A 24,677-nucleotide genomic window follows, 5' to 3' on the forward strand; every position below is an offset into this window, starting at 1 on the left:
CTCATACCATCATGCCGAAAGTACCCATTCTCATGCCGCAGCTCGGTGAGTCGATCGCCGAGGCAACCGTGTTGCGCCTGCTTGTTTCCACGGGTGAAAAGGTTGAAGCCGATCAGGAAATCTTCGAGGTGGAAACCAACAAGGCCACCATGGGGGTGACGACGGTTTGCAGCGGTGTCCTGACGGACATTCTAATCAAGGAAGGCGATTCCGTCGTTGTCGGTTCCTGCATGGCCATGGTGGAAGCGAGCGAGGAAGAAATCGAACGCTCGGGAGCCCGGCCGCTGGGCGATGACGAAGCTCCGTCCCTGCCTGGCAGTCCGGAATCCGTCCCGACACTGCCTTCTACCGACGGAGGCGCGGGAAATGATACCGGAGTCCACTTCCAGGTGATCGGTGAATTCCGGGAACAATCCAATCCTGTCGTCCAGCCGAGCGTCCGCGGTCTGCCTGTCCCTGTAGGGATGAAGGGAGCCCACTATCTGTCTCCCCGCATGAAGGCCCGGATGGATGAATTGGGGATGCGCGCTTCCGATATTGCGTTTATTACCGGTTCCGGTTCCGGTGGCCGCGTAACGATTGACGACTTGGAAGACTTTCTGGATTACGTGAAGGAGTGGCCGAAGAAGCGCGCTTCTTCCATGCGTCTGGCCGTGGCCGATTCCATGCGCCGGAGTTGGACTCGTCCGCTGGCTTCCGCCGGAAGGCCGGTGTATATGGATCCGGTGCTGAAGCACCGTTCGAACCATCCGCGCCGTCCCGGCGTGACTTTATATTTCGTCCGTGCCTTTGCCTTGGCTTTGGCGGAACATCCGGAATGCGCCGGTTACCTCGTCGGTGAGAATATTCTGATGCCCAGGTCGATCGATATCGGTATCGCCGCCCAGGTGGCTGATGGCGTCATGGTGCCCGTGTTGCGCCGTGTGAACGAATTTACCCTGGACGAGTTGCTCGACGAATACAATCGCCTGATTGCCTTGTCCCGCAGCCGCCGTTTGTCGATGGAAGAGCAGACGGGAGGAATCGCTACTGTGACCAACTTCGGCGGATTCGGTTTGACGATGGCGTCTCCGATGCCGATGCCGAGCGAGTCCCTGATTCTGGGGGTGGGCGCCGTGACGAAGGCTCCCGTGTGGAGTGATGAAGTCGAAGCTTTCATTCCGGTATCCAAAGCCAATATCGTCGGTACATTCGATCACCGCGTTATTGACGGCGGCGATGCCGGGAGATTGCTCCGCCGAGTTGCCGAGCTTTTGCAACGTCCTGAATATCTGTAAAACTCAAAATGATGATGGGAACGGAGGGAGAACTGTCGACATTAGGCGTTGTTGCCGGGAACGGATTGTATCCCCGCATGATCATCGAAGGAGCCCGCAGGCGCGTTCCGGGTATTCGAATTGTTGCCGTGGCGTTCCAAGGCGAGACAAAACCGGACATTGATGAACTGGCGGACAAGGTGGAATGGTTCCGCGTGGGCCAGATTAGCAAGCCATTCAAGTTTCTGAAAAAGAACGGTGTTGAAAAGGTTGCGATGGTGGGGCAGCTTGCTCCGAAGAACCTGTTTAACCTGCGGCCCGACTTGCGGGCGCTCATGCTTCTTGCTCGCCTGCCCCGGAGGAATGCGGAAACGATTTTCGGAGCGATTGCCGATGAAGCTGCCGAGTTTGGATTGGAGGTGATTTCTTCCACGACATTTATGGACGACTATATTCCTGTGGCCGGTCATATTGCCGGTCCGCTTCCTTCTCCCCGGCAGATGGAGGATGCCAGGTACGGTATGGATATTGCCAAAGAAGTCAGCAGGCTGGATATCGGGCAGTCCGTGGTTGTCCGCCATGGAACGGTGCTGGCGGTGGAAGGATTTGAAGGCACGAATGAGTGCATCAAGCGTGGAGGTGCCTTGGGCAATGGACGTGACGTGACGTTGGCCAAGGTTGCCAAGCCTAATCACGATATGCGTTTCGATGTCCCGGTTGTGGGTGTGCAAACGCTGGAAAACTGCCGGGATGCGGGTATTTCCCAGATTGTCATGGAAGCGGGTCGGACGATTCTTCTCCAGCAGGAGGAAGTCGCCGAACTGTGCAAGAAATATAAGATTTCACTGCATGCCCTGTAAAATCGGGGGAAAGAAACAATCAACTACATCGCTCATATGAAACTGGTATCCTGGAATGTCAATGGACTCCGAGCCACGCTGGGGAAGGGACTTCCCGAAGCTGTGGATTCCCTGCAACCCGACATCGTCTGTTTCCAGGAGATCAAGGCGCGACCGGAACAGGTCGCCGACTTGTGGCTGGCTGCATGGCCTCACCAGCTCTGGAATCCGGCGGAGAAACCCGGATATTCCGGCGTGTTGACCTTGAGCCGAATTGCTCCTTTGGCTGTGACGACGGGAATCGGCTGGCCCGACCATGACCGGGAGGGGCGTGTTTGCACGATGGAGTTCGAGCGCTTCTACCTCGTCAATTGCTATACTCCCAATTCGCAGAATGAACTGGCCCGTCTTCCGTATCGGCAGGAATGGGATGAAGCGTTCAGGAAATACGTTGTCGCTCTGGCGGGTAAAAAGCCGGTTGTCTTTTGTGGCGATTTGAATGTCGCTCATGAGGAAATCGACATTGCCCGTCCGGATACGAATCATTTTTCCGCCGGTTTTTCCGATGAGGAGCGTGCCGATTTTACGGAACTTCTCCAATCCGGTTTTGTTGATACCTTCCGGGCCTTGCATCCCGATGCCCGTGACGAGTACTCCTGGTGGTCGTATCGTGGCGGAGCCCGCGCCCGCAATGTGGGATGGCGCATCGATTATTTCTGTGTGTCGCAGGCGTTGATGCCGTGTGTCAAGGCGGCCTCCATCCACCAGAATGTGATGGGATCGGACCATTGTCCCGTATCGTTGGAACTCGATTGACGGATTGCTGCCCCCTTTTCTTCGCTTATGAAACCTCTTCTCGTGATTGCAACACGCAATGCCCACAAGACGGATGAAATCCGTGCCATGCTGGCGGATTCCTACGAAGTCCATGATTTGTCCTCCTTTCCGGAGGCGCCTCCCGTCGAAGAAACGGGGACGACGTTTTTGGAAAATGCTACGTTGAAGGCGGTTTCCGCTTCCAAATGCATCCCCGGGATCATTCTGGCGGACGATTCCGGCATTGAGGTGGACGCCTTGGGTGGCAAACCCGGCGTATGGTCGTCAAGTTTTGGCGGAGAGGAAGGAAATCATGACAAGAACAATGCTTTCATGATCAGCGAACTGAAACGTGTCGGAGCCGACTCTTCGGAGAAAGCGGCGGCACGGTTCCGCTGTGTGATGGTTCTGGCAAAGGACGGATGTGTCATTGCCGAATTTTCCGGCAGTGTGGAAGGCTGCATGGTGACGGAGAAGCGCGGGGAGGGCGGTTTTGGTTATGACCCGTTGTTTATACCGGAGGGTTACGACAAGACTTTTGCCGAGTTGCCCGGTGACGTCAAAAACTCAATGTCCCACCGGGCTCGCGCCTTGGAAAAAGCCGTGGCCTGGCTCGCTTCACGGTCATAATTTCTTGTTGTCGGGGATTTCCCCTGAAGCGTTTTTCCTGTCCGGTTTACTTTACAGATACCGGACGTAGATGTAGACGGCCGAGATACAGACGGAAAGCATCATCAGAGGAAAGGCCACCTTCATGAATTGGAGGAAGGAGATGCTGCAACCGCGCTTGGAGGCGATGCTGATTGCAACGACATTGGCGCTTGCTCCGACAATCGTGCCGTTGCCTCCCAGGCAGGCGCCCAGGGACAGTGCCCACCAGAGAGGTTCCAGATTTGTCATTCCCATGGCCCCCATGTCCTTGATCAGGGGGATCATGGTGGCAACAAAAGGAATATTATCGACGAAAGCGGACATGATCGCACTGAGGAAGAGGATGGCCATCGTCGTGACGGTATGGTCGCCCTTGGTGGCGTGCATCGTGAATTGAGCCAATTCGTTGATGATTCCGGTTTGGACGAGAGCACCAACCAGAATGAAAAGCCCGACGAAGAAGAAGATGGCCGTCCATTCGACCCGGCTGAAGACGTTTTCCAGAATCCGGGTATTGCTGGAGAGTGTCAGAAGCATGAGGAAGGAAGCTCCGGCCAGGGCAACGGTACCGGATTCCATGCCAATTTGTCCGTGAAAGATGAACATGAGGACGGTCATGGCCAGGACGGTAAGGCATTTCTTGAGCAGGATTGGTTTTTTTATCAGGCTGCGTTCGTTCATGTTCATGATCTTTCGGCGCAGTTCCGGAGTTGTCTTCAAATCCTTTCTGTAGATGAGAACGATGATGGCGATCGTGACGGCCAGGATGACCAGGCAAATATCTCCCAGGTTGCTTAAGAATGATATGAAGTCCAGTTCTTTGACGGCGCTGCCGATCATAATGTTGGGCGGATCGCCGATGAGGGTAGCGGTACCGCCGATGTTAGAGGCCATGATCTGGGCAATGATGAAAGGCCGAGCAGGGACTTTGATGTCTGCCGTGATGCTGAATGTGACCGGAATCATCAGGAGGACGGTTGTGACGTTGTCCAGGAAGGCCGAGCAGAATGCCGTCAGCACCGACAGGAAAACCAGCAGCAGAATGGGATTGCCCCGTGCCTTTTTGGCCGACCATACCGCCATGTAGCTGAAAACTCCCGTTTGCATGGTAATCGTCACCAGGATCATCATTCCGATCAAGAGACCTAACGTATTGAAATCAATATAGGAGATGGCCTGCTCCTGTGTGAGAATCCCCGTCAGAATCATGAGGACGGCGCCGAAAAGAGCGACGATGGTCCGGTGTATTTTCTCGGAGACGATCAGTGTGTAAGAGGCGACAAAGATAAAGGCGGCGAGGCAGGCGGCTACACTCATAAACAAATTTCTTGGGAAATAGTAATGTACGGATGATCGCGCAGACTGGATTTACGTGATTCGTGGAATTGTGCGTCTGCCTATTTCGAAAGGCAAGACAAAGGTCAGTACTCTCGTCTCGAAAAAAAACGGCAGGACGGAGGCATAATACCTCCATCCTGCCGTTCAGGATAAACGAATAACTAATTTTTTCCTTTTATTTGCCGGCGGGTACGAGCCGGGCGATACCGCCGCCCTTGACGCGCATGGTGAAGTCAAGTTTGTCCTGGCTGGAGGCATCTTTGGTTTCCACGTTCCATCCGTCGTTCTTGTCGGAGAGATCGCGGAGGATGGTGGCCTTGTAGGGAATGTCCTTCTTGAGGAAGTCAAGGGGGATAGAAACGGTGCGTTCTCCGGCATCGCCATTCATGAGAGCAATGTACCACTGGTCGCCGCTTCGGCGGGCAAAGGCGGCGCATTCTCCGATTTTGGAGGGAGAAAGGACGATAGTCTCATCCCATGTGGAAGGAATATTGCGGATGAGATCACGTTCCGGCGAGCCTTTCGGAAATGCGGCTTCCATATCCTTGGGATTGGAAATCCAGTGCAGCAGCGGGGACGTGTAGATGATGTTGGTGGCCATTTGCAGGGGCCAGGAGGAGCCGCGCAGCTTGACTCCGTGGCCGAAGTAGCCGCCGGTGAAATCCGCGTGTCCGGAGACGAGGCGTGTGAAGGGGAGGGCGCAGTAGTGCTGGCCGCTGATGGTACCCCAGATGTTTTGCTCGCCTCCGTAGATGCCTTCACGGGTCATTTCATGAGGCCAGGCGCGTTCTTCACCCGTAGGGGTATTGGCGCCGTGGAAGTTGACCATGATCTTGTTTTTAGCCAGGTTTTTGGCAACGGCATCGTAGAAAGCAAGTCGTTCCTTGGAGGCGGAGTCCATGAAATCGATCTTGATTCCTTTAATCCCCGTTTTTGCGATTTTCTCGAAGAAGGTACGCATGCTTTCCCAGTCATTGGCCGGGTTGTTGACGTCCGACCAGCGCAGCCAGATCCAGATGCCTACGTTTTTATCGGCGGCGTATTGGACGAGCTTGGCAACTTTGTCGATGCTTTCATCAAGGGATTTGCCCCATTTTTTCCAGCCTTCGTCGACGAGATGGTATTCCCAGCCGAAGTCGGAAGCCATGTCTACGAAGGAGTACTGGTCGTCTTCCCTGACATTGCCGCGGTCCCACCAGGTCCATGTGGAACGGCCGGGCTTGATCCAGGATGAACGGGAACCGTCCGGAAGGATCGTTTTATCGGGTTCCGGAGCCAACGATGTGACGATATCGTTGTGGAGCAGGGCATTCAAATTGTCGGCGACGAGGATGACTCTCCAGGGCATGGAAATCGAAGACGGAACTGAGAATCCCTGAGGGTCCTGGAAATGAAGAGCCTTGCAGGACCCTTCGTCGAGGGCGAATTTGATGCCGCCCCATTGTTTATCGAAATTGCTTGCCTCCTGGATGAACGCGAAGCCTCCATCCGGGAGTTCCACCGTAATGGGCATGCTTCTGACATAGCTGCGGGGATTCTTCTTGTCCTTCTTGAAGTCGGCTATTTTGGAAGGGCTCCAGACACCTTCGCAGGGACCGAGAGCAGAATTGGCATCCTGAGTCCAGAGTGTGGCGTCGCCGGGGAATGTGAAGGACGTGTTTTCGCTGCCGATAGCCAGGGTCGGAGCCGATTTCATCTCATCCGTCCATTCGTAACGGAAAGCGACGCCGTCATTGAAGACGCGTGCACGAATGCGGATGTCCGCGTTGTCTCCCGAGGCCAGATATTCGTTGAATTCGACGGATCCGGAAGGATATTTCCCCCGAGTTTCAAAAGTTTCCTTCGTGTTTTCGGCTACTTTTTGCAAGTTCCATCCTTTGATTCCGTCGGCAATGTCCTTGTCATTGATTTTGATGCCGAGTTGGGATGGCTCCAGAATGGTTTTGTCTTTTTTCTGCAGAGATTGCGTGGCTTTGCCGTCGTGGGAGTCGAGTTTCCAGACGAGTTGACCGTCCGGAGAGGTCATGGTGACGGACTGATCGGCGGCCAGAATAGTCCCGGCAAGAGTCAAACCGGCAATACTGCTGAGGATGATAGGATATTTCATAAAATCGGTCTTATCCCATATACGTTCCCTTTCTGGCGATTATTACACGGAAAATAGAATAACCGTGAAAAAATACCCCTCCGAATGCTGAAAGGCATCCGGAGGGATGAGGAAAAGGCAGAAATGGTGTAAGCCGATGTCCGTCAGGCGTTATGGTATTCTTGCAATGATTTTGGAATACTGGTTTTCGTCTGAGCGGCACGGATTGCGGCTACAGTCGCCTTGGCTGCAGCGATGGTTGTCATGTACGGGATCTTGTGACGGATGGCAAGCATGCGGATGTAGGAATCATCAATTTTGCTGTCACGCCCGGCCGGAGTGTTGATGATCAGATTGATTTGCTTGTTTTTGATCATGTCCGCAAGATTCGGGCGGCCTTCGTGCAGCTTAAGGGCGGCTTCCGTGGAGATGCCTTCCCGGCTGAGACAGTCTGCCGTACCTTCCGTTGCAACGAGGGTGAAACCGAGATCTGCCAGATCGCGGGCAAGCGGAGCGATATCTTTCTTGGCCCGGTCGGAAACGGTCAGTAAAACCTTGCCGGAGGTCGGCAGGGTACAGCCCGCGGCTTCCTGGGATTTGTAGTAGGCCATGCCGAAGTCTTCGGCTACGCCCAGTACTTCGCCGGTAGCACGCATTTCGGGGCCGAGAACGGGGTCCACTTCCGGGAACATGTTGAAGGGGAATACTGCCTCCTTGACTCCGATGAAACGAGTGGGCCGAGGCTTGACACCGAGGCTCTTGAGCGTCTCTCCCAGCATGATTTGAGTGGCATAGCGGGCCATTTGTACGCCTGTTACCTTCGAGACGATGGGAACGGTACGGGAGGCGCGCGGATTGGCTTCGATGATGTATACCTCATCGTCGCAGATGGCGAACTGGACGTTCAAGATGCCATGGACTTTGAAGTCGCGGGCAATTTTGGCGGCGTGGTCTTCGATCGTGCGAATATGCTTTTCCGGGATACTCGTCGGAGGGATGGAACAGGCAGAGTCTCCGGAGTGAATACCCGCAAGCTCGATGTGCTCCATGACGGTGGCGACGAAGGTATCTTCGCCGTCGGCCAAGGCATCGACTTCGGCTTCCGTGGCGTTGTCGAGGAAGCGGTCGATGAGCATCGGATATTCCGGGCTGACCTGGATCGCTTCGACGGCATACCTCTTGAGAGTTTCTTCGTCGTAGATGACTTCCATGCCGCGGCCGCCGAGCACGAAGGACGGCCGGACCATGACGGGATAGCCGATCTTGCGTCCGAGTTCGATGGCTTCTTCCAGGGAACGGGCTGTGCCGCTCTCCGGCTGGAGTATATCCAGAGCGATCATACGTTCGCGGAAGTATTCGCGGTCTTCGGCAAGGCGGATGCCTTCCGGCTGGGTACCGAGGATTTTGACGCCGGCATCCTTGAGCGCCTGGGCAATGTTCAGCGGGGTTTGGCCTCCGAATTGGACGATGACTCCTTCGGGTTTTTCCTTGTCGTAGATGGTCAGGACGTCTTCTACCGTGATAGGTTCGAAGTAGAGTTTGTTGGCTGTATCGAAGTCCGTGGAGACGGTTTCCGGGTTACAGTTGATCATGATGGACTCGTAACCTGCGTCGCGCAGGGCAAAAGCGGCATGGACACAGGTGTAGTCGAATTCGATCCCCTGGCCGATGCGGTTGGGACCGCCGCCGATGATAAGGATTTTCTTGTGGTCGGATGTCGGTACTTCGTCGGCAGAGCCATTGTAGGAGGAATAGTAGTATTCCGCATTTTCCACGCCGCTGACGGGCACCGTGTGGTAGGTAGCGATGATGCCGGCTTCGATGCGGCGCTGGCGCACCAGTTTTTCTTCGATACCGAAAGCGTGGGCAAGATATTTGTCGGAGAACCCTTCCTTCTTGGCTTGCTTGAGTACTTCGATGGGCAGAGTGTCCCAGGTGTACTGGTTGAGGGCGACATCGAAGTCGGCCAGTTCCTTCATTTGTTCGATGAAGAAGGGAGTGATGCTGGTGAGTTTGACAATTTCGCTGACGGGCGTACCGCGGTAGAGGAGTTCGTACACCTGGAAGAAGCGCTGGCTGTTGCCGTAGGTGATGCGTGACTTCAGTTCCGTGTCGCTGAGTGCGGCGATTTTTTTGACGCGACCCAGGCCGCTGCGGCCGATTTCGAGGGAACGGATCGCCTTCTGGAAGGCTTCCTTGAAGTTTTTGCCGATACTCATGACTTCACCGACAGCCTTCATCTGGGTACCGAGCTTGTCGGCGGCTTTCGGGAATTTTTCAAAGGCCCAGCGGGCAAATTTGACGACGACGTAATCGCCGTACGGTTCGTATTTTTCGAGAGATCCCTTTCTCCAATAGGGGAGCTCGTCCAGCGTGATGCCGGTGGCGAGCTGGGTGGAAACCGACGCAATAGGGAATCCGGTGGCTTTGGATGCCAGGGCGGATGAACGGGACGTACGAGGATTGATTTCGATGACGATGATGCGCCCGTCTTCGCGGTTGTGGGCAAACTGGACATTGGTACCGCCGGTGACACCGATGGCGTCGAGGATGCGGTAGGAGTAGTCCTGGAGTTTGTCCTGGACTTCCTGGGGAACGGTCAGCATGGGGGCGACACAGAAGCTGTCTCCCGTGTGGACACCCATGGGGTCGACGTTTTCGATGAAGCAGACGGTGATTTTCTGTCCCTTTTGGTCACGGACGACTTCAAGTTCCAGTTCTTCCCAGCCGAGGGCGCATTCTTCAACGAGCACCTGGTTGATGAGAGAGGCGGCGAGGCCGCGGGCAACGACATCCCGTAATTCCTCGACATTGTAGACGATGCCGCCACCGGTACCGCCCATGGTGTAGGCAGGGCGGAGGACGACGGGATAACCGAGCTTTTCGGCAACTTTCTCGGCTTCTTCGACGGTATAGATTGGTTCGGACGCAGCTACGGGTACGCCGATTTTACCCATGGTTTCCTTGAAAATGATCCGGTCTTCTCCACGGGCGATGGCTTCCAGGTCCACGCCGATGACCTCCACATTGAACTTGGAGAGGATGCCTTCTTCATGGAGTTTAGATGCGAGGTTGAGGGCCGTTTGACCACCGAGGTTGGGAAGCAGGGCATCCGGACGTTCCTTATCGATGACGGCGGTGATGCGGTCAATGGTCAGGGGCTCAATGTAGGTATGGTCGGCCATGGCCGGATCCGTCATGATCGTGGCCGGATTGGAATTCACCAGAACGACTTCGTAGCCTGCATTGCGAAGAGCCTTGCAAGCCTGCGTGCCCGAATAGTCGAATTCACAGGCCTGGCCGATGATGATGGGGCCGGAGCCGATGATGAGGATTTTGTGGATATCAGTACGTTGAGCCATGTTTGTTCCTTTTTGTTGTCCTGTTGTGAAGAGGAGCGGGAGAAAACGACCGGATTTGTCATGCAAACCGTAGGTTTTCGGGAGAGTATTTCCACCTCTTGGTCAAGTCAAGCTAGCTGTCGGGGTGAATGGATTTTTCGAGTGAATTTAAGGCGATTAATTTTGGATTCTCCTGCGGAATAATCCGAAGACGTATGAAATATTTACAATAGGGAATAGTTGTTGTTTGACAACAAAATGAAGATGAGTTACTAACGCGATGTGGATATACCCCCTCCTCCAGGTAATCAGATATTCTTCCGGATACACCGTGTTCTGGATAAATTGCACGAAAATTTTTTATCGACGCGTAGTAAAGAGGATGTCGATTGGCTCTTGAATTTGACGGCCCGTCAAAAGCATGCCTTGGTCGCCGTCAGCCATATGACGTTGCGTACGCCGGAGGGTATTCCTCTGAAGGAACTGGCGGAGGTTTTGGGGATGGCTCTGCCGTCGGCTTCCGTTTTTGTAGAAGGCATGGTAAGGAAAGGGTTGTTTGTACGGACTCAGAATCCCCACGACAGGAGGTCGATTTGCATTACGTTGTCTGAAAAAGGGAAGATGAATTTCAAAATGCTCTGTTCCTACATGGATGAAGAAACCCGTAAGTTGATGGATTCGGTGCCTCCGGAAGAGCGGGCTATTTTTGTCAAGATTGTGGATCAGTTCTACAATCAGTTGACAAATCAGCCTTCCGATTGATTCGGAAAAGGTTGATGGGAGAAAGCCGGAATGGATAAATTGCATTGAAATCGGGAAAAAGAGAAAGTTCCCGAGGGTGTTTTGCGTATTAGTATGATGTACGAATGACGGTGCCGGAGTGTATGCCGGTTCCGTAATCTTCTTTTTCCTTTTCTATGAAACCGTATTCCATTGCTCTATTGTTAAGTTGTTTTCCTGTAGCGCTGTCGCCTTGCGCACGGGCTGCGGGAGAAGTGCCTCCGCAGCCGCCTCAAGAGGCTGGGGCTCCTCGTCCAGGGAATGTTCAAGCCGTATTGAACGGCGATTTGCAGGCCTGCCTGGATTTTGCCAAATCGCCGGATTCGTCCAAAATCATTTACCGCTGGCTGATAGAATCAACCATTCCGAAAGAGACGTTGGAACAACTCGGGAAGAATGGCTTCTTGTCCCGCTTTGCCGGTGATCAGGAATGGATGGAAGGATTTTTCAATTCCGGTCCGGTTCCAAATATCGGATTGGCGTTGGAGAAATTAGCTGCCTTGTATCGGCGAGATCCCAAAATAGCATCCCATCCTCTTTATCGTAAATTGGCGACGGCTACTGCTCTGGAATACGCGCGCCAGTCCGACAAGGAAATGAATAATCCGAAAAAGAAGAAGGATTTTCATCCATCATGGACGGATGAGCGCATGTTCCAAACCTACGATTATTACAGGACAAGCCATGCCAAAGGATTGTTGAATCCCGTATTCGATACCCTGGATTACTGGGATATGCGTATTCTGACCGGGCGCGGCCCGGGAGATTGGACCTCTCCCGAGTCCTTGACATGGCTCCGGGATAATGTCCGCCTGCCCGCCCAGCAGTATGTGGGGGCCTGCTGGCAGGCTCCCTACCGTTTGCACAACGAATTTGGTGAGAGTATCCATAGCGGAGCCAGCTATTATGCTCCGTTTGACGGCATGTTCAAAGGGGGGCGGGCCGAGATGACTCGCGAGGTCGGTGCCGTGTGCGGCGGCCTTTCCACCTATGGGGCGACGGCGGCTATAGCCAATGGAGTGCCTGCACTGACAATGGGGGAACCGGGGCACTGCGCTTATACGGTGAGACCGGACAAGGAGTGGGTTCCGGCTTATTCCCTCTCATGGAAACGCGGATGTCACTGGAATTTCTATGGAGAGAAATGGTCCCTCTTGATTGCGACTCAGAATACGTTTAGCGATAAAGCCGCCCGCGACTTGTCCGGCAAGCTTGTCGTGCTCGGAGATGCTGCCCGCAAGGCTGGTCATAAAGATCGTGCCGGAGAACTTTACCGGGCGGCTCTGGAAGTGCAACCGATCAATTTTGCCCATTGGCAGCAGTATCTGGACTGGTGCAGTCGGGAAGGCGGTTTGGGACGGAACCAATGGCAGGAGGTTTCCCGTCAAATCGTGAATGCTTATGGAAAGGATTATCCCGAGATTGCCTGGATGCTTCTGTCCGGGAAGGTTTACCCTGTGCTGATCCCCCTGCTGGAGACGCCGCAAGAAAAGGAAGCTGAAATCCGGAACTTCCATCAGAGCCTCGACCGCATGAAACCCGCCAACTGGGATTTTCCCGGAGCTCTTGCCAAACAGATGGACTACCTCGGCGGCGATGAGGCTGCGGCCGGTACGATGATGAAAGTCTTGATGGATGAACACATGAAATCCCAGGATTACGTAGCTCCTTCCCTGGTCTGGTGTTCGGAGTTAACGGCGGCTTATCCGTCCCTCAAGGATCAGTTTTACAAGTCGGTGGCCTCTGCAGGCAGTGATATCGGAGACAAGGTTCTGGAACAACTGGCTTCTTCCATCATCATGCAGGCCGAAAAAACGGGCGACATTCAATCCTTCCAGGCGGCAGGTTCGTTGCTCAAGGATCGTTTCCACCCCAAGTTGCCGCGGTTTGATCCCTTCCCGGGGGAATTGCTTTCATCCGGCGGCATGCTCATTCCCAATTCCGTTCATGAACGTTACGGTCCACCCTGGCAGCACTGGGGCGTTCTGGAAGCCTGCGGCGGTTTTTTCCATACAAATAACAAAGAAGATGCGACCGAGGTCAAAGTCATTCTTCCCCGCATGGGTGAACTTTCCGGGATTGTAGTTGTTTCCCGCAAGTCGCATGTGGAACGCGGAGATGGCACGGTTGTTGAAGTTTCCGAAGACGGTTCCGATTGGAAAGAAGTCGGAACCATCGAAAAAATGCAGCAGGTTCAGAGGATTGATCTGGGCGGCAAGAATGTCCGCGCCAAGTATGTTCGCCTGAAGTGCAACAGGAAGGATTATTTCCACCTGGATGGCATTCTCGTTTACGGAAGGAGGCTCGCATGAAAAAACTAATTGCTACATGTTGTTTATTTGCTGCAGGAGCTTTGCTCCTTCAGGCATCTGTCCGAATGGATGATTCTCCCGTTGAAGCCCGTCAGAAGGCTACTCGGGACCATGTTGATTGCCTGGTGCTGGTTTACGGCAAGGACTGGGACAGGATAGGTGCCGTATTTCGTCAAAAGGTCTGGAACCAGGACTCTGTCCAGCAAGCGATGGGGAACAAGACTGTCAGCTCCGTACTGGAAGTACCCCAGAATCTTTCGAAGGAAGAGAACGACATTTTTGAAAAGGACGTGAGGAAGAAGGTAGGGGCGAATGTTCGTTCCATGCCCGGCATTGCTTTTTTTGATGCCAAGGGGTTTTGCTATGCTTCGCTTTCAGGCAGCGATTTGCCCAGGGAGTCGATGCGGCTTGCGGAGAAGATCCGTCAGACGATGGAACTCCGGGCCAAACGGGATGCCTTGCTGGCGGAAGCCTCCCGTAAGGAAGGCCAGGAGAAAGCCCGGCTCCTCTGCATGGCCGGAGAAATCCGCGGGATTAACCGCGATCCGGAGATCCTCAAAGAGTTGAAGAAATGCGATCCCGAGGACAAGTCCGGCTATGTGGGGCGTTACACTTTCAATGTGTTCGACCTGCAACCCAAGCTGAAGGGCGTTTCCAAGGAAGAAGGGTTGAAGATTCTCGATGAAGCATTGAGAATTCCCCGTTTGACAGCGGAGCAGAAACAGAAGATCTATGGTCTCCGCGGGTCGTTCCTGCGTTGGCAGAAGGCGTCTGCTGCCGAGCAGAAGGAAAATTACAAGAGGATGCGCGACCTGGATCCGAATTCCTTCTACGGCAAGGCTGCTGTCAATGCCTCGAAGGCTTTTGCCCAGTAAAAAACTGAGCGGGCATTTCCGGTCCGCAGGAAAAATAAAACGTCCTCCGGCACGCAACACAAGTGCCGAAGGACGTTGCCATTGGTAGAGGTTATTCGAACGAGACTTCGGATTCGGGCGTTTGCTGCAGGTCGCAATCGCCGATGTTCCAGGAACGGGTCGGTGTCACTTGATTGCCGATGATGCGGATGTCCGCGCAGCGGCGGAAGATGAAGGGCTTTTTGCCCCAGCCTTTGAAGTCGTTGTTGTAGGTGATTTTGTTGTTCTTGAAGAGCAGGTTTTGCGTGGAAATGGCGAACAGGAGAGGTACATCGAAAGTATGGAATACATTGTTTTCGATACGTACGTTCCGGTGGTAGTATTCTTTTTGGTTCTGGAGTTGCCGTACCTCGGGATAGATAGCGATGACAGCTTCCGTAAACTGGTAGCGGGATGTGAGATTATTGGTGAATGTGTTGTTGCGGATGAGGACGTCTTCGCAGGCTCCGCTTTCGTACCAACCCTGGGCATCGCCGGCCAGAAGGATGGCGGAGCCGGATGAATGGTCGAAGTTGTTGTTTTCGACGATGACCCTTTTCGGCGTCGTGAACAGGGAACCCCGGGCACGGTTGTTGCGGACGGTGTTGTTGCGGAAGGTGACGGCCGGGTAGTAGTCTCCGTTTTCGACGGCATCGCCTACCCGGACGTTGGACGGAATAGGGGTGGTCAGGGTAATCAACACTTCCTCCGTACTGAGTTTGCGGACATGCGCAACTTTGGCTTTCTCTCCGGGCTCCAGCGTCGGTCCGGCGATAAAGCGAAGCGTTTCTCCGGGCAGGAATACTTCAAAGCCGACGGATTGTCCGTGCATGTATTTGCAGCGGAGCGTTTTGTCGTTGATAATTTCCTGAATGCCAAGGCAGGTTGAATGGACGTTGATCGCATCGTCCATCATGCCTTCATAGAGGCCGTTTTCAGACAAAATCAAGCCTTTGCAGTTGGAATAATGGGTTGCGTCCGCACCGGAGGTGGAGACATTGTCGGTTCCCTTGCGGATGAAGACGCCACCTCCGTTGAGGTGGATGTTTTCCGAACGTTGGGCCAACAGAGCCATACCGAAACTGTGATGGATGGCGACGTTATTGAGAGTCGTGTTTTTAGCGCGGTAGATGACACTGGCCGGATGGGGACGTCCCCAGGTACGGAGTGTCAGAGTATCTCCGGGAAGGAGGCCTTTGCTCTTCAGATCCCAGCCCTTGAAGAGGATATTGCCTTTTCCAAGATCTTCCACCGAACCTGAATAACCGATGTCGGAGGTACCTTCGACAATATGGTTGGTGCCTTTCCGAAAGGCTATGGCGCTGGTAATGACTCCAGTCCAGCCTTCTCCGATGAATTGGATTTTTCCGTCGGAAACTTGGTAAGGAAAAGCTTTTGGATCAATGGTGGCTTTGAAACCATCGTTCGTGAAGTCATTGATTTTGGCTTCGGAATAGATGGGACGTTCAAAGTCGATGGCGAGATTATTGACCGTTACGTTGGAACTGTCCATGACCAGCAAGGGCAGCATGGAGCCGTGGAAGACGAAGAGGGAGCCGTTGCCTTCAATCGTGACGTTACCCAAATCGGCAAGTGGAACGCCTACCGGGTGGATGACCGGTTGGTCGTGGTTGGAAATATGGAAACTCATGCGTAATGCCTTGTCGGCATAGAAATGGTATTCTCCTTTCGGGATGACGAGGGTACGTTTTATCCAGGGTCCTTCCCGCATGGCGGACAAGGCGGCTCTCAATTGTTCTGTCTGATCTTCGCGAATGCCGGGTTTGAGGCCGAATGCCGATGCATCCACCCTTTCAGGGACAGCGCGGCGTTCTGCCTTGATCCGGCTGAGTTTCCATCGGAGGTTGACCCAGTCGGCATGGTCGTTATCGTTGCCGTCCACATCATCGGCCATCAGATAGAGTTTTTTTGCATCAACAGGAACGGTGACTTCAAATGGGGCTGCCGGCATTCCCTTCTTCATCAAGGGGGATTCCCAAAGGACATTTGTACCGGACATGATGCGGAATCGGACACTGCCGCCTGCTGCTTCATCATCAATGCCGCAGGAGCCGCACAGAATATCCTTGTATCCCCCCGGGGTGTTAATGGGGATCATGGAGACGGCGTGGGTTCCGATACCTTCCTTGTAAGTTTGTCCGGCAATAGTCAGCGGTTTACCTTCAATGGATAGGTTGCGCCGGGTTTCTCCGTAGGCCTGGCGCGTCATGACCAGGTCGGTATCGGATACGACGGGAGGGGTGGCGGCCGTTGCCATGCCCATGCAAGTGAGAAGCAATATGGTGGATGCGAATTTCATAAAAGAAGCGAGGGAAAAATGTGAAGTTATTGCAGTGTTGCGGCGGGAATGGCATTGATCACTCTCCTGCCTCCCGTTTGCTCCAATTCTTTTTTGATTTTTTCGGCAGTTTGCCCTTCTTCGGAAGCCGGGTCGACAGCAATGATGGCATCGAGGTCTTTTTTATAAAGTTCGGTGGCTTCCTTCTGGCGTGCCCGGAAGGAACCAATGGCCATGGGGATCATGATTTGTTGACGGATGCAGGGCTCCAGATCTTCCCGCTTCAGCATGGTTTTCAGAGCTTCTTCGATTTTGACGAGGTCCGTTTTATTGTCTTTGTAGATGGTCATGATTTCCTTGCGCTGGGAGATAATACGTTCCTTGCGGGCGGTATCGGCTTTGAACTGACAGGTATCTTCAGGATCGGACTTTTCGATTTCAGCGATGACTTCGCCGTAGAATGGAGCCCAGAGGCTGGAGTCCATCGTTTTTAATCCATCATAAAGAGCGGCGGCTTTTTCTTTTCCGGAAAGGGATCGGGCACGGGCGAATGCTTCGTCGCGTTTGATTTTACCTTGATCCCAGGATTCTGCCGCCTTGATGAACTCGGCCGGTTTCAGGGGGGCTCCTACGCTCTTGGCGTAGGGCAGTCCGTCCTTGTCGGTCATGACGATGGAAGGGTATCCGGTGATACCCATTTTTTGAGCTAGCTCCCTGTTGACCTCTTGCTGGTTTTCAGGAAGAGGTTTCTTGCGGGGGAAGTCCAGCTCGAGGAAGATATACTTGTCTGCCAGGGCTTGTTCGAATTCCGGCGAGCTGAGGACATCCTTGTGGAGGATTTTGCAGAAACCGCACCAATCGGAACCTGTAAATTCAATCATGACGGGTTTGCCCGTCTCTGCAGCTTTTGCATAGGCTTCATCCGGGGTGGTGAGCCAGGTAATTTCAGCGGCGGCAGGCAGGACGGCTGCTGCAACGGCTAGAATGGCGCTTCTGATGGCGATGGATTTCATGATAGAAATATGGGAAGGACTTTGAAGTGATTGGGCGGCCGGTGGAAAATTAGTCTTTGGACGGGCAACCGTAGATCATGCCTTTTTTGAGAGCTGCGACTTCTTCGGTTTTGCCGAAGTATTCCCCCAGGGCGTAGCCGAATGCCATGGCGGAACCAGGACCGTTGGCCGTGAGAATTTTGCCGTCGATGGTGACGCGGTCCGGCATGATCGTGGCACCGGCAGCCCGGATTTCGTCATGAACGGCTTGATCGGGATAGGCGGAAACTTTTTTGCCGGACAGGATACCGGCTTTAGCCAAGGCGATTGGGGCGGCACAGATAGCGGCAACCGTTTTGCCGGAGGAGTATGCCTGGCTGATCAGGGCAGTAACGGCGAGCATGTCGCGCATGAACCAGGAACCGGGGCCCCCCGGCAGGATGAGAGCTTCCATGTCGTCCAAAGAGATTTTGGAAAGAGTGGTATCGGTCAGTACCGTTATGTTGTGGGCGCCCTTGACTTCCCGGCTTTCGATGCCGGCTGTGACAACGTCAAATCCAAGGCGGCGCAGAATATCGACGGGTGCGGAAAATTCGATTTCTTCAAATCCGGGAGCAACAAGAACGACGAGTTTTTTCATATACCGTAGACTAGGGTAGAATCCTCTCTATTCCAAGAGAGAATCAAGCGAAGGTTAGACATGCAGGCCGAATGATGTTTCCGGCATGAAAAGAGAATCCCCTCTTCCTTTGCTGTCAAGGAAGAGGGGATCTGCAAATGGATATGTGAATGCTCCTTACGGACGGATGCCTTCTTTGGCGCAGGCAATCATATACTCGCGGTTGAGGCGGGCAATGTTATCGACGCTGATGCCCTTCGGGCAGGCGGCTTCACATTCGTAGAGATTGGTGCAGTTGCCGAAGCCTTCGGCTTCAAACTGCTTCATCATGTTCAGCACGCGGCGCGTACGTTCCGGATGACCTTGCGGAAGCAGGGCAAGCTGGGACACTTTTGCCGAGGTGAAGAGCATGGCGGAGGAGTTCTTGCAGGAGGCAACGCAAGCGCCGCAACCAATGCAGGCGGCGGAGTCGAATGCTTCGTCGGAGAGGTGTTTCTCGATCGGAATGTTGTTGGCATTCGGAGCGGAGCCCGTACGGACGTCGATGTAACCGCCGGCGGCAATAATACGGTCCAGGGCGCTACGGTCGACGACGAGGTCGCGGAGGATCGGGAATGCCTTCGCGCGGAAGGGTTCAATCCAGATGGTATCGCCGTCCTTGAATTTGCGCATGTGGAGCTGGCAGGTCGTAACCTTGCGTTCGGGGCCGTGAGGCACACCGTTGATTGTCAGGGAGCACATGCCGCAGATACCTTCCCGACAGTCATGGTCGAAATGGATCGGCTCTCCGCCATCGTTGACGATACCTTCGTTAACGATGTCGAGCATTTCCAGGAAGGAGCAATCTTCGGGAATGTCCTTGGCTGCGTAGGTCTCAATGCGGCCTTTTGCCTGGGCGTTTTCCTGGCGCCAGACTTTGAGCGTGAGATTAAGGGTTTTAGCCATGGTAAATCTTTTCTCTGTAAATGGTTCTCGTGTTGCTTACTTGTAGCTGCGGACGGCCAGGTGGACGTTATCGAACGTGAGCATTTCCTTGTGCAGGATAGGCAGTTGATCGACTCCGTTGAATTCCCAGGCGGCGACGTAGGCGTAGTCCTTGTCGTTACGAAGGGCTTCACCGTCTTCAGTCTGGTATTCGGAACGGAAGTGACCGCCGCAGGACTCGTTGCGGTGCAGGGCATCATAGCACATCAGCTGGGCGAATTCGAGGAAGTCGGCCAAGCGGTCGGCTTTTTCGAGTTCGGCGTTGATGCCGGTAGCGCTGCCGGGGATACGGACATTCTTCCAGAAGGCTTCGCGGATCTTGGGGATCTCTTCGATAGCCTTCATGAGGGATTCCTTGGTACGGGCCATACCGCAGTTTTCCCAAAGGATGAGGCCGAGTTCGCGGTGGAAGGAATCCACGGTGCGGTTGCCCTTGACGGACATGAGTTTTTCGATGCGATCCTTGACTTCTTTTTCCACAACGGCGAATTCCGGGGAGGCCGTGGTAACGGCTCCGGGCTTGGTATTGGCCAGATAGGCGGGAAGCGTGGTCGGGATTACGAAGTAACCGTCGGCCAGACCCTGCATGAGGGCGGAAGCACCGAGGCGGTTGGCTCCGTGATCGGAGAAGTTGGCTTCACCGAGGACATGCAGGCCGGGGATGTTGGACATCAGGTTGTAGTCAACCCAGAGACCGCCCATCGTGTAGTGCACGGCGGGATAGATCATCATCGGGGTTTCGTACGGGTTTTCGTCCGTGATCTCGTGGTACATGTCAAACAGGTTGCCGTACTGGTCGGCGATCTTCTCCTTGCCGACGCGGTTGATGGCATCCTTGAAGTCGAGGTACACGCCGAGACCGGTTACGGCAACGCCGCGACCGTCGTCGCATTGTTCCTTGGCGGCACGGGAGGATATGTCACGCGGGGCCAGGTTGCCGAAGGAGGGATATTTGCGTTCCAGATAATAGTCGCGTTCGCTGTCCGGCACATCGATAGGCTTGATTTCCTTGCGGCGCAGCTTTTCGGCGGTTTCGCGGGATTTGGGTACCCAAACGCGACCGTCGTTGCGGAGCGATTCCGACATGAGAGTCAGTTTGGACTGGTAGTCGCCCTTGACCGGGATGCAGGTCGGGTGGATCTGAGTGTAGCAAGGGTTGGCAAAGAAGGCTCCGCGTCGGTAGGCCTTGTAAGCGGCGGTGACGTTGCAGCCCATAGCGTTGGTGGACAGGAAGAAAACGTTTCCATAGCCGCCGGTGGCGAGCAGGACGCAGTCGCCGGCGTAGGATTCGATTTCGCCCGTGACGAGGTTGCGGCAGACGATGCCTTTGGCTTCGCCGTCAACGAGGACGAGATCCTGCATTTCGCGACGGGGGTACATCGTGACGGATCCCTTGGCTACTTCTTTTTCCAGGGCCTGGTAGGCGCCGAGAAGGAGCTGCTGACCGGTCTGACCGCGGGAGTAGAAGGTTCTCTTCAATTGGGCGCCGCCGAAGGAGCGGTTGTCCAGAAGACCGCCGTATTCACGACCGAAGGGAACGCCTTGGGCGACGCATTGGTCAATGATGTTGGAGGAAACTTCGGCGAGGCGATACACGTTGGCTTCACGGGCGCGGAAGTCGCCACCCTTGACGGTATCGTAGAACAGACGATATACGGAGTCGCCGTCGTTCTGGTAATTCTTGGCTGCGTTGATTCCGCCCTGGGCCGCAATGGAGTGGGCTCGGCGGGGGCTGTCCTGATAGCAGAAACACTTGACGTTGTACCCGAGTTCTCCAAGCGTCGCTGCGGCGGAGCCGCCGGCAAGTCCGGATCCGACGATCAGGATGGTGTATTTACGCTTGTTGTTGGGGTTGATGAGCTTGGTTTCAAGCTTGCATTTGGTCCACTTGTCCTGAATCGGGCCGGCGGGAATTTTTGCATCCGGCATCCAGTCGCTTGTAGGAAAATCAATCATGGCTGTGTCGTGAGTTGAAAATTACTTGATAAGGCCGAGGAGGATGGCAACCGGGATGGAGGCAAACCCTGCGCAGATGACGAATGCGTAACAGATGGCGATGAAGTTGTAGAAAGGACGGATCTTTCTGGAGTTCAGCCCCAGTGTCTGGAAGATGGACTGCACGCCGTGGCGCAGGTGGGAGAAGAGCATGACGACGGCCAGAATATAGAATCCGGAGATCCATACGTTGCTGAAGCCTTCCACGATCATCTTATGGACATCCCAGGTTTCCGTTCCTGCCAGTGAACCTGTCTGGAACACATATTGGAAGTCGGCGGGATTCAGATTGACGCGCACCGTGTACTGCAACAGGTGGTATACGACGAATACGAGGATCGTTAAACCTGTATACACCATGTAGCGGGAGGAAATCGTTGCCGCGATCGTGTTCTTGAACTGGTAGGGATCGTTGCCGCGCGCCGCCCTGTTTTCCAATTTCAACTGGAGTGTCAGGCAGATGTGGATCAGGAAGATTACCAACAGTCCGAGACGAATGCCCCACAGTGCCGCTTCCGGCATGGAGTGCAAGCCATAGGCATACATGTTGATGGCGTCTGGTGCCCCGTAGATTAATAAGTTTCCGACCAGGTGTCCGGCAAGGAATAGTACTAACGACAATCCCGTCAAAGCCACAATAATTTTGCGGCCGATAGAGGATGTCACAAATGTGCAGGCTGTCTTTACTAGTGCATTCATAGGCGCTTTAGCAAGTGCGTATCGAAGGACATACCCTCATGGAGGACGCATGGCAAGCGCCGAGTTGCCTGGAGGAAACTTTTATGCTCTAGATAAAAATGATTCCAAATTATTTGCTCGAAATGACCGAATTGGTACGGTGAATTTCTGAAAAACTCTTTAGAAACGGCTGCGGAAATGAGAACGGCGGTGCGGGGTGACCCTCTTGATGAGTACGGGAACGAGTGCCAGGGAGACGCACCAGCCGATGACCATGGAGATGCCGTGCGGAAAACCGAGGCAGATTTTATCCGTCAGAAGATATGTGATACAGACTGCCGTCAGGAATACTCCGGGAACCGTGGCGTACCAGTGGACTCTGCCGCTTCGTCGGAGGAATACGGCAATACTCCACAGGGTGAAGCATGCAATACATTGGTTGAACCAGCCGAAGTAGCGCCAGATGGTGTCGAAACTGAGCTGAGTCATGACGAGGCAGATGGCCAGCAGCGGGATGGCGATGGTCAGGCGGGGAGCTATGCTCTTCTGGGAGACATGCAGGGCATCCGCAATCATGAGCCGGGCGCTGCGCAGGGCTGTGTCGCCCGAGGTTATGGGAAGGACGACGACGCCTAGAATGGCGAGGATGCTGCCCGTATGACCGAGCATGGAATTGGAAGAATCAAAGACGACTTTGCTGGCACTTCCCGCTTTGATCGCCTCATTCATGGCCTCTGGCGATTGGTAGAAGGTAAGCCCCACGGCGCACCAGATCAGGGCGATGATGCCTTCGGTAATCATGGGGCCGTAGAAAACGGCACGGCCCTGGCGTTCCGATTTGATGCAGCGCGCCATCATCGGGGACTGGGTGGCGTGGAATCCGCTGATGGCTCCACAGGCAATGGTGATGAAAAGCATGGGCCAGACGGGAAGGCCGGCCGGGTGCGTTCCGAAGGAGATGGTGCACTCCGGAATGATCTCGGAGCCACAGAAGAAAAGAGCTCCGAACATGGATCCCGCCATCAGGATCAGGCAGATGGCGAAAAGCGGGTAGATGCGCCCGATGAGGGCATCGATCGGCAGGATGGTGGCGGCAAAGTAGTAAAAGAAGATAAGTCCGGCCCATACGGGCATGCTCATGCCGGTCATGTTGGACAGGAGCTGGGCCGGGCCGGTGGCAAAGACGACGCCGACCAGGATGATGAGGATGATGCAGAGGTAGCGGATGATTTGCCTGGAGGAGTTGCCCAGGTACTTGCCGATCAGTTCCGGAAGGCTCATGCCTCCGTGCCGCAGGGACATCATACCGGAAAAATAGTCGTGGACGGCTCCGCCCAGGATACAGCCGAAGGTGATCCAGAGCATGGCGACAGGACCGTACAGGGCGCCCAGGATGGCTCCGTACACAGGGCCGAGCCCCGCAATGTTCAGAAGCTGGATCAAGAAAATCTTCCACGCGGGCAACACCATGAAGTCGACCCCGTCGGGTGAGGCCACGGCAGGCGTCAGTCTTTTGTCGCTGGGGCGGAAGACCCGCTCCATCAACTTTCCGTATGTGAAATACCCGGTGATGAGCAGAGCAAAGCAGAGTAGAAAATAGAAGGTGCCGTTGATGTGCATGGAGTGAGCCGGGTTGCTGGGAACCGGAGAATCCGGGGCAGGTTAGTAGCCGTATTTCCGCATTGCAAGCAAAAATGTCCGGACAATGTTATCCTAACATGCTGAAATAAAACGGGCATTGATTCCGGCCCGCCATGGGGGACTATGGAATGGCTGTCGGAAGACTAGGTTCCGGATGTGACAAGGTTGGCGAGAGGCTTTTCTTGAATAAAATCACTGATATTCTGGAGAGTAATGTCGGCGATGTTGTGAAGGGCTTCCTGCGTCAGGAAACCCTGGTGGGAGGTTACGATGACATTGTTGAAGGAAAGCAAGCGGGCAAGAGTGTCGTCGTCAATGATTTTATCGGACTTGTCTTCGTAGAAATAGTCTCCTTCTTCTTCGTAGACGTCGAGACCGGCAGAACCGATTTTTCCGGATTTCAATCCGTCGATCAAGATATCGGTATGGATGAGTTTTCCTCGTCCGGTATTGATGATCATCACTCCGTCTTTCATGTTGGAAATGGCGCTGCTATCGATCAAGTAACGTGTCTGGTCGGTCAGCGGACAGTGCAGGGAGATGATGTCTGCTCCGGCATATAATTCATCCAGGCTCGTGTAACGGAAACCTTCCGCCCGGGCGTAGGATTCGTCGGGAAAGGGGTCGTAGGCGAGGATGTTCATGCCAAATCCTTTCAGGATACGGATGACGATGCGGGCGATCTTGCCGGTACCGATGATTCCTGCCGTTTTAGCGTTCATGTCGAACCCCATGAGGCCATGAAGCGAAAAGTTTCCGTCGCGAGTCCGCCAATAGGCCCGATGTATTTTGCGGTTGAGGGATAACATGAGCGCTACGGCATGTTCGGCAACGGCATAAGGAGAATATTGAGGTACTCGCACAACGGGTAATCCGTTGTCGGCGGCGGCGTGGAGATCCACGTTATTGAAGCCGGCGCAACGCAGGGCCAGCAACCGGACTCCGTTGTTTCGCAGGGCGGCGATGATTTCTGCATCGGCAATATCGTTGACAAAGATGCAGACGGCATCCATGCCCTGGGTCAGGGCAATGGTGTTCATGTTCAAAGTTCCTTTGAAATAACGGAGATCGAAGCCGAACTGTTTGTTGGATATATCGAAAAACCGTATATCGTAAGGCTTGACGCTGAAGAAAGCTGTTTTGACCGGATTCATGGT

Annotated in this window: 18 protein-coding genes; 7 read left to right on the forward strand and 11 right to left on the reverse strand. The window is 54.2% G+C overall.

Features of this window, described 5'->3' with window-relative positions:
- The first annotated feature begins 11 nt into the window (after positions 1–11).
- Genes QET93_RS04750 through rdgB form a run of 4 tightly spaced genes read left to right on the forward strand, consistent with a single transcriptional unit; the run spans position 12 to position 3,541 of the window.
- Positions 12–1,277, forward strand: coding sequence for a dihydrolipoamide acetyltransferase family protein (locus tag QET93_RS04750; protein ID WP_280132744.1), 1,266 nt, complete (start codon positions 12–14; stop codon positions 1,275–1,277).
- A gap of 8 nt (positions 1,278–1,285) precedes the next feature.
- Complete coding sequence (gene lpxI, locus QET93_RS04755) at positions 1,286–2,116, forward strand: UDP-2,3-diacylglucosamine diphosphatase LpxI (RefSeq protein WP_280127095.1); 831 nt, start codon at positions 1,286–1,288, stop codon at positions 2,114–2,116.
- A gap of 36 nt (positions 2,117–2,152) precedes the next feature.
- Complete coding sequence (locus tag QET93_RS04760; protein WP_280132745.1) at positions 2,153–2,911, forward strand: exodeoxyribonuclease III; 759 nt, start codon at positions 2,153–2,155, stop codon at positions 2,909–2,911.
- Positions 2,912–2,938: 27 nt separating this feature from the next.
- A complete protein-coding gene (gene rdgB, locus QET93_RS04765; RefSeq protein WP_280132746.1) occupies positions 2,939–3,541 on the forward strand; it encodes an RdgB/HAM1 family non-canonical purine NTP pyrophosphatase in 603 nt (200 codons plus the stop codon).
- A 51-nt stretch (positions 3,542–3,592) separates the two neighbouring features.
- Here the strand turns inward: rdgB and QET93_RS04770 are convergent, their stop codons facing one another.
- The 3 genes from QET93_RS04770 to carB form a co-directional block, all read right to left on the reverse strand.
- Entirely contained in the window at positions 3,593–4,879 is a 1,287-nt protein-coding gene (locus tag QET93_RS04770) for an ArsB/NhaD family transporter (protein WP_280127098.1), read from the reverse strand.
- 196 nt (positions 4,880–5,075) lie between these two features.
- Complete coding sequence (locus QET93_RS04775; RefSeq protein WP_280132747.1) at positions 5,076–7,007, reverse strand: glycoside hydrolase family 97 protein; 1,932 nt, start codon at positions 7,005–7,007, stop codon at positions 5,076–5,078.
- 143 nt (positions 7,008–7,150) lie between these two features.
- A complete protein-coding gene (gene carB / locus QET93_RS04780; protein ID WP_280132748.1) occupies positions 7,151–10,348 on the reverse strand; it encodes a carbamoyl-phosphate synthase large subunit in 3,198 nt (1,065 codons plus the stop codon).
- Between the two features lie 375 nt (positions 10,349–10,723).
- On the opposite strand from carB, the gene QET93_RS04785 reads away from it, so the two are divergent.
- The 3 genes from QET93_RS04785 (at position 10,724) to QET93_RS04795 (ending at position 14,294) form a co-directional block, all read left to right on the forward strand.
- The gene (locus QET93_RS04785; RefSeq protein ID WP_280127101.1) at positions 10,724–11,089 is read left to right on the forward strand and encodes a MarR family transcriptional regulator; all 366 of its coding nucleotides are present in this window, start codon (positions 10,724–10,726) and stop codon (positions 11,087–11,089) included.
- A gap of 155 nt (positions 11,090–11,244) precedes the next feature.
- Positions 11,245–13,419 (forward strand): discoidin domain-containing protein, encoded by a 2,175-nt coding sequence (locus tag QET93_RS04790; protein ID WP_280132750.1) that lies wholly within the window; start codon positions 11,245–11,247, stop codon positions 13,417–13,419.
- On the forward strand, positions 13,416–14,294 hold the full coding sequence (locus QET93_RS04795) for a hypothetical protein (RefSeq protein ID WP_280127103.1): 879 nt from the start codon (positions 13,416–13,418) through the stop codon (positions 14,292–14,294). The genes QET93_RS04790 and QET93_RS04795 overlap by 4 nt, the downstream gene beginning before the upstream one ends.
- A gap of 91 nt (positions 14,295–14,385) precedes the next feature.
- Here the strand turns inward: QET93_RS04795 and QET93_RS04800 are convergent, their stop codons facing one another.
- From QET93_RS04800 to QET93_RS04835, 8 genes are all read right to left on the reverse strand, one after another.
- Positions 14,386–16,632: an NPCBM/NEW2 domain-containing protein gene (locus QET93_RS04800; RefSeq protein WP_280132751.1), complete on the reverse strand. Its 2,247-nt coding sequence runs from the start codon at positions 16,630–16,632 to the stop codon at positions 14,386–14,388.
- Between the two features lie 26 nt (positions 16,633–16,658).
- A complete protein-coding gene (locus QET93_RS04805; RefSeq protein WP_280132752.1) occupies positions 16,659–17,624 on the reverse strand; it encodes a thioredoxin family protein in 966 nt (321 codons plus the stop codon).
- Between the two features lie 49 nt (positions 17,625–17,673).
- The gene (locus QET93_RS04810) at positions 17,674–18,243 is read right to left on the reverse strand and encodes a DJ-1 family glyoxalase III (protein WP_280132753.1); all 570 of its coding nucleotides are present in this window, start codon (positions 18,241–18,243) and stop codon (positions 17,674–17,676) included.
- Between the two features lie 156 nt (positions 18,244–18,399).
- Positions 18,400–19,167: a succinate dehydrogenase/fumarate reductase iron-sulfur subunit gene (locus QET93_RS04815; RefSeq protein ID WP_280127107.1), complete on the reverse strand. Its 768-nt coding sequence runs from the start codon at positions 19,165–19,167 to the stop codon at positions 18,400–18,402.
- Positions 19,168–19,203: 36 nt separating this feature from the next.
- Entirely contained in the window at positions 19,204–21,162 is a 1,959-nt protein-coding gene (locus QET93_RS04820) for a fumarate reductase/succinate dehydrogenase flavoprotein subunit (RefSeq protein ID WP_280127108.1), read from the reverse strand.
- Between the two features lie 21 nt (positions 21,163–21,183).
- Positions 21,184–21,900, reverse strand: coding sequence for a succinate dehydrogenase cytochrome b subunit (locus QET93_RS04825; protein ID WP_280127109.1), 717 nt, complete (start codon positions 21,898–21,900; stop codon positions 21,184–21,186).
- A gap of 159 nt (positions 21,901–22,059) precedes the next feature.
- Positions 22,060–23,499 (reverse strand): carbon starvation protein A, encoded by a 1,440-nt coding sequence (locus QET93_RS04830; protein ID WP_280132754.1) that lies wholly within the window; start codon positions 23,497–23,499, stop codon positions 22,060–22,062.
- 164 nt (positions 23,500–23,663) lie between these two features.
- Positions 23,664–24,674, reverse strand: a complete 1,011-nt coding sequence (locus QET93_RS04835; RefSeq protein ID WP_280132755.1) for a 2-hydroxyacid dehydrogenase — start codon at positions 24,672–24,674, stop codon at positions 23,664–23,666.
- Positions 24,675–24,677: the final 3 nt, after the last annotated feature.

The organism is Akkermansia sp. N21116, from assembly GCF_029854705.2.
GTDB lineage: Bacteria > Verrucomicrobiota > Verrucomicrobiia > Verrucomicrobiales > Akkermansiaceae > Akkermansia.

Coding starts and splice junctions, on each gene's coding strand:
- carB (WP_280132748.1), bottom strand. CDS start 10,348: ATGGCTCAACGTACTGATATCCACAAAATCCTCATCATCGGCTCCGGC.
- QET93_RS04750 (WP_280132744.1), top strand. CDS start 12: ATGCCGAAAGTACCCATTCTCATGCCGCAGCTCGGTGAGTCGATCGCC.
- QET93_RS04830 (WP_280132754.1), bottom strand. CDS start 23,499: ATGCACATCAACGGCACCTTCTATTTTCTACTCTGCTTTGCTCTGCTC.
- QET93_RS04775 (WP_280132747.1), bottom strand. CDS start 7,007: ATGAAATATCCTATCATCCTCAGCAGTATTGCCGGTTTGACTCTTGCC.
- QET93_RS04810 (WP_280132753.1), bottom strand. CDS start 18,243: ATGAAAAAACTCGTCGTTCTTGTTGCTCCCGGATTTGAAGAAATCGAA.
- QET93_RS04805 (WP_280132752.1), bottom strand. CDS start 17,624: ATGAAATCCATCGCCATCAGAAGCGCCATTCTAGCCGTTGCAGCAGCC.
- QET93_RS04815 (WP_280127107.1), bottom strand. CDS start 19,167: ATGGCTAAAACCCTTAATCTCACGCTCAAAGTCTGGCGCCAGGAAAAC.
- QET93_RS04800 (WP_280132751.1), bottom strand. CDS start 16,632: ATGAAATTCGCATCCACCATATTGCTTCTCACTTGCATGGGCATGGCA.
- QET93_RS04825 (WP_280127109.1), bottom strand. CDS start 21,900: ATGAATGCACTAGTAAAGACAGCCTGCACATTTGTGACATCCTCTATC.
- QET93_RS04795 (WP_280127103.1), top strand. CDS start 13,416: ATGAAAAAACTAATTGCTACATGTTGTTTATTTGCTGCAGGAGCTTTG.
- QET93_RS04790 (WP_280132750.1), top strand. CDS start 11,245: ATGAAACCGTATTCCATTGCTCTATTGTTAAGTTGTTTTCCTGTAGCG.
- lpxI (WP_280127095.1), top strand. CDS start 1,286: ATGATGATGGGAACGGAGGGAGAACTGTCGACATTAGGCGTTGTTGCC.
- QET93_RS04760 (WP_280132745.1), top strand. CDS start 2,153: ATGAAACTGGTATCCTGGAATGTCAATGGACTCCGAGCCACGCTGGGG.
- QET93_RS04770 (WP_280127098.1), bottom strand. CDS start 4,879: ATGAGTGTAGCCGCCTGCCTCGCCGCCTTTATCTTTGTCGCCTCTTAC.
- rdgB (WP_280132746.1), top strand. CDS start 2,939: ATGAAACCTCTTCTCGTGATTGCAACACGCAATGCCCACAAGACGGAT.
- QET93_RS04820 (WP_280127108.1), bottom strand. CDS start 21,162: ATGATTGATTTTCCTACAAGCGACTGGATGCCGGATGCAAAAATTCCC.
- QET93_RS04835 (WP_280132755.1), bottom strand. CDS start 24,674: ATGAATCCGGTCAAAACAGCTTTCTTCAGCGTCAAGCCTTACGATATA.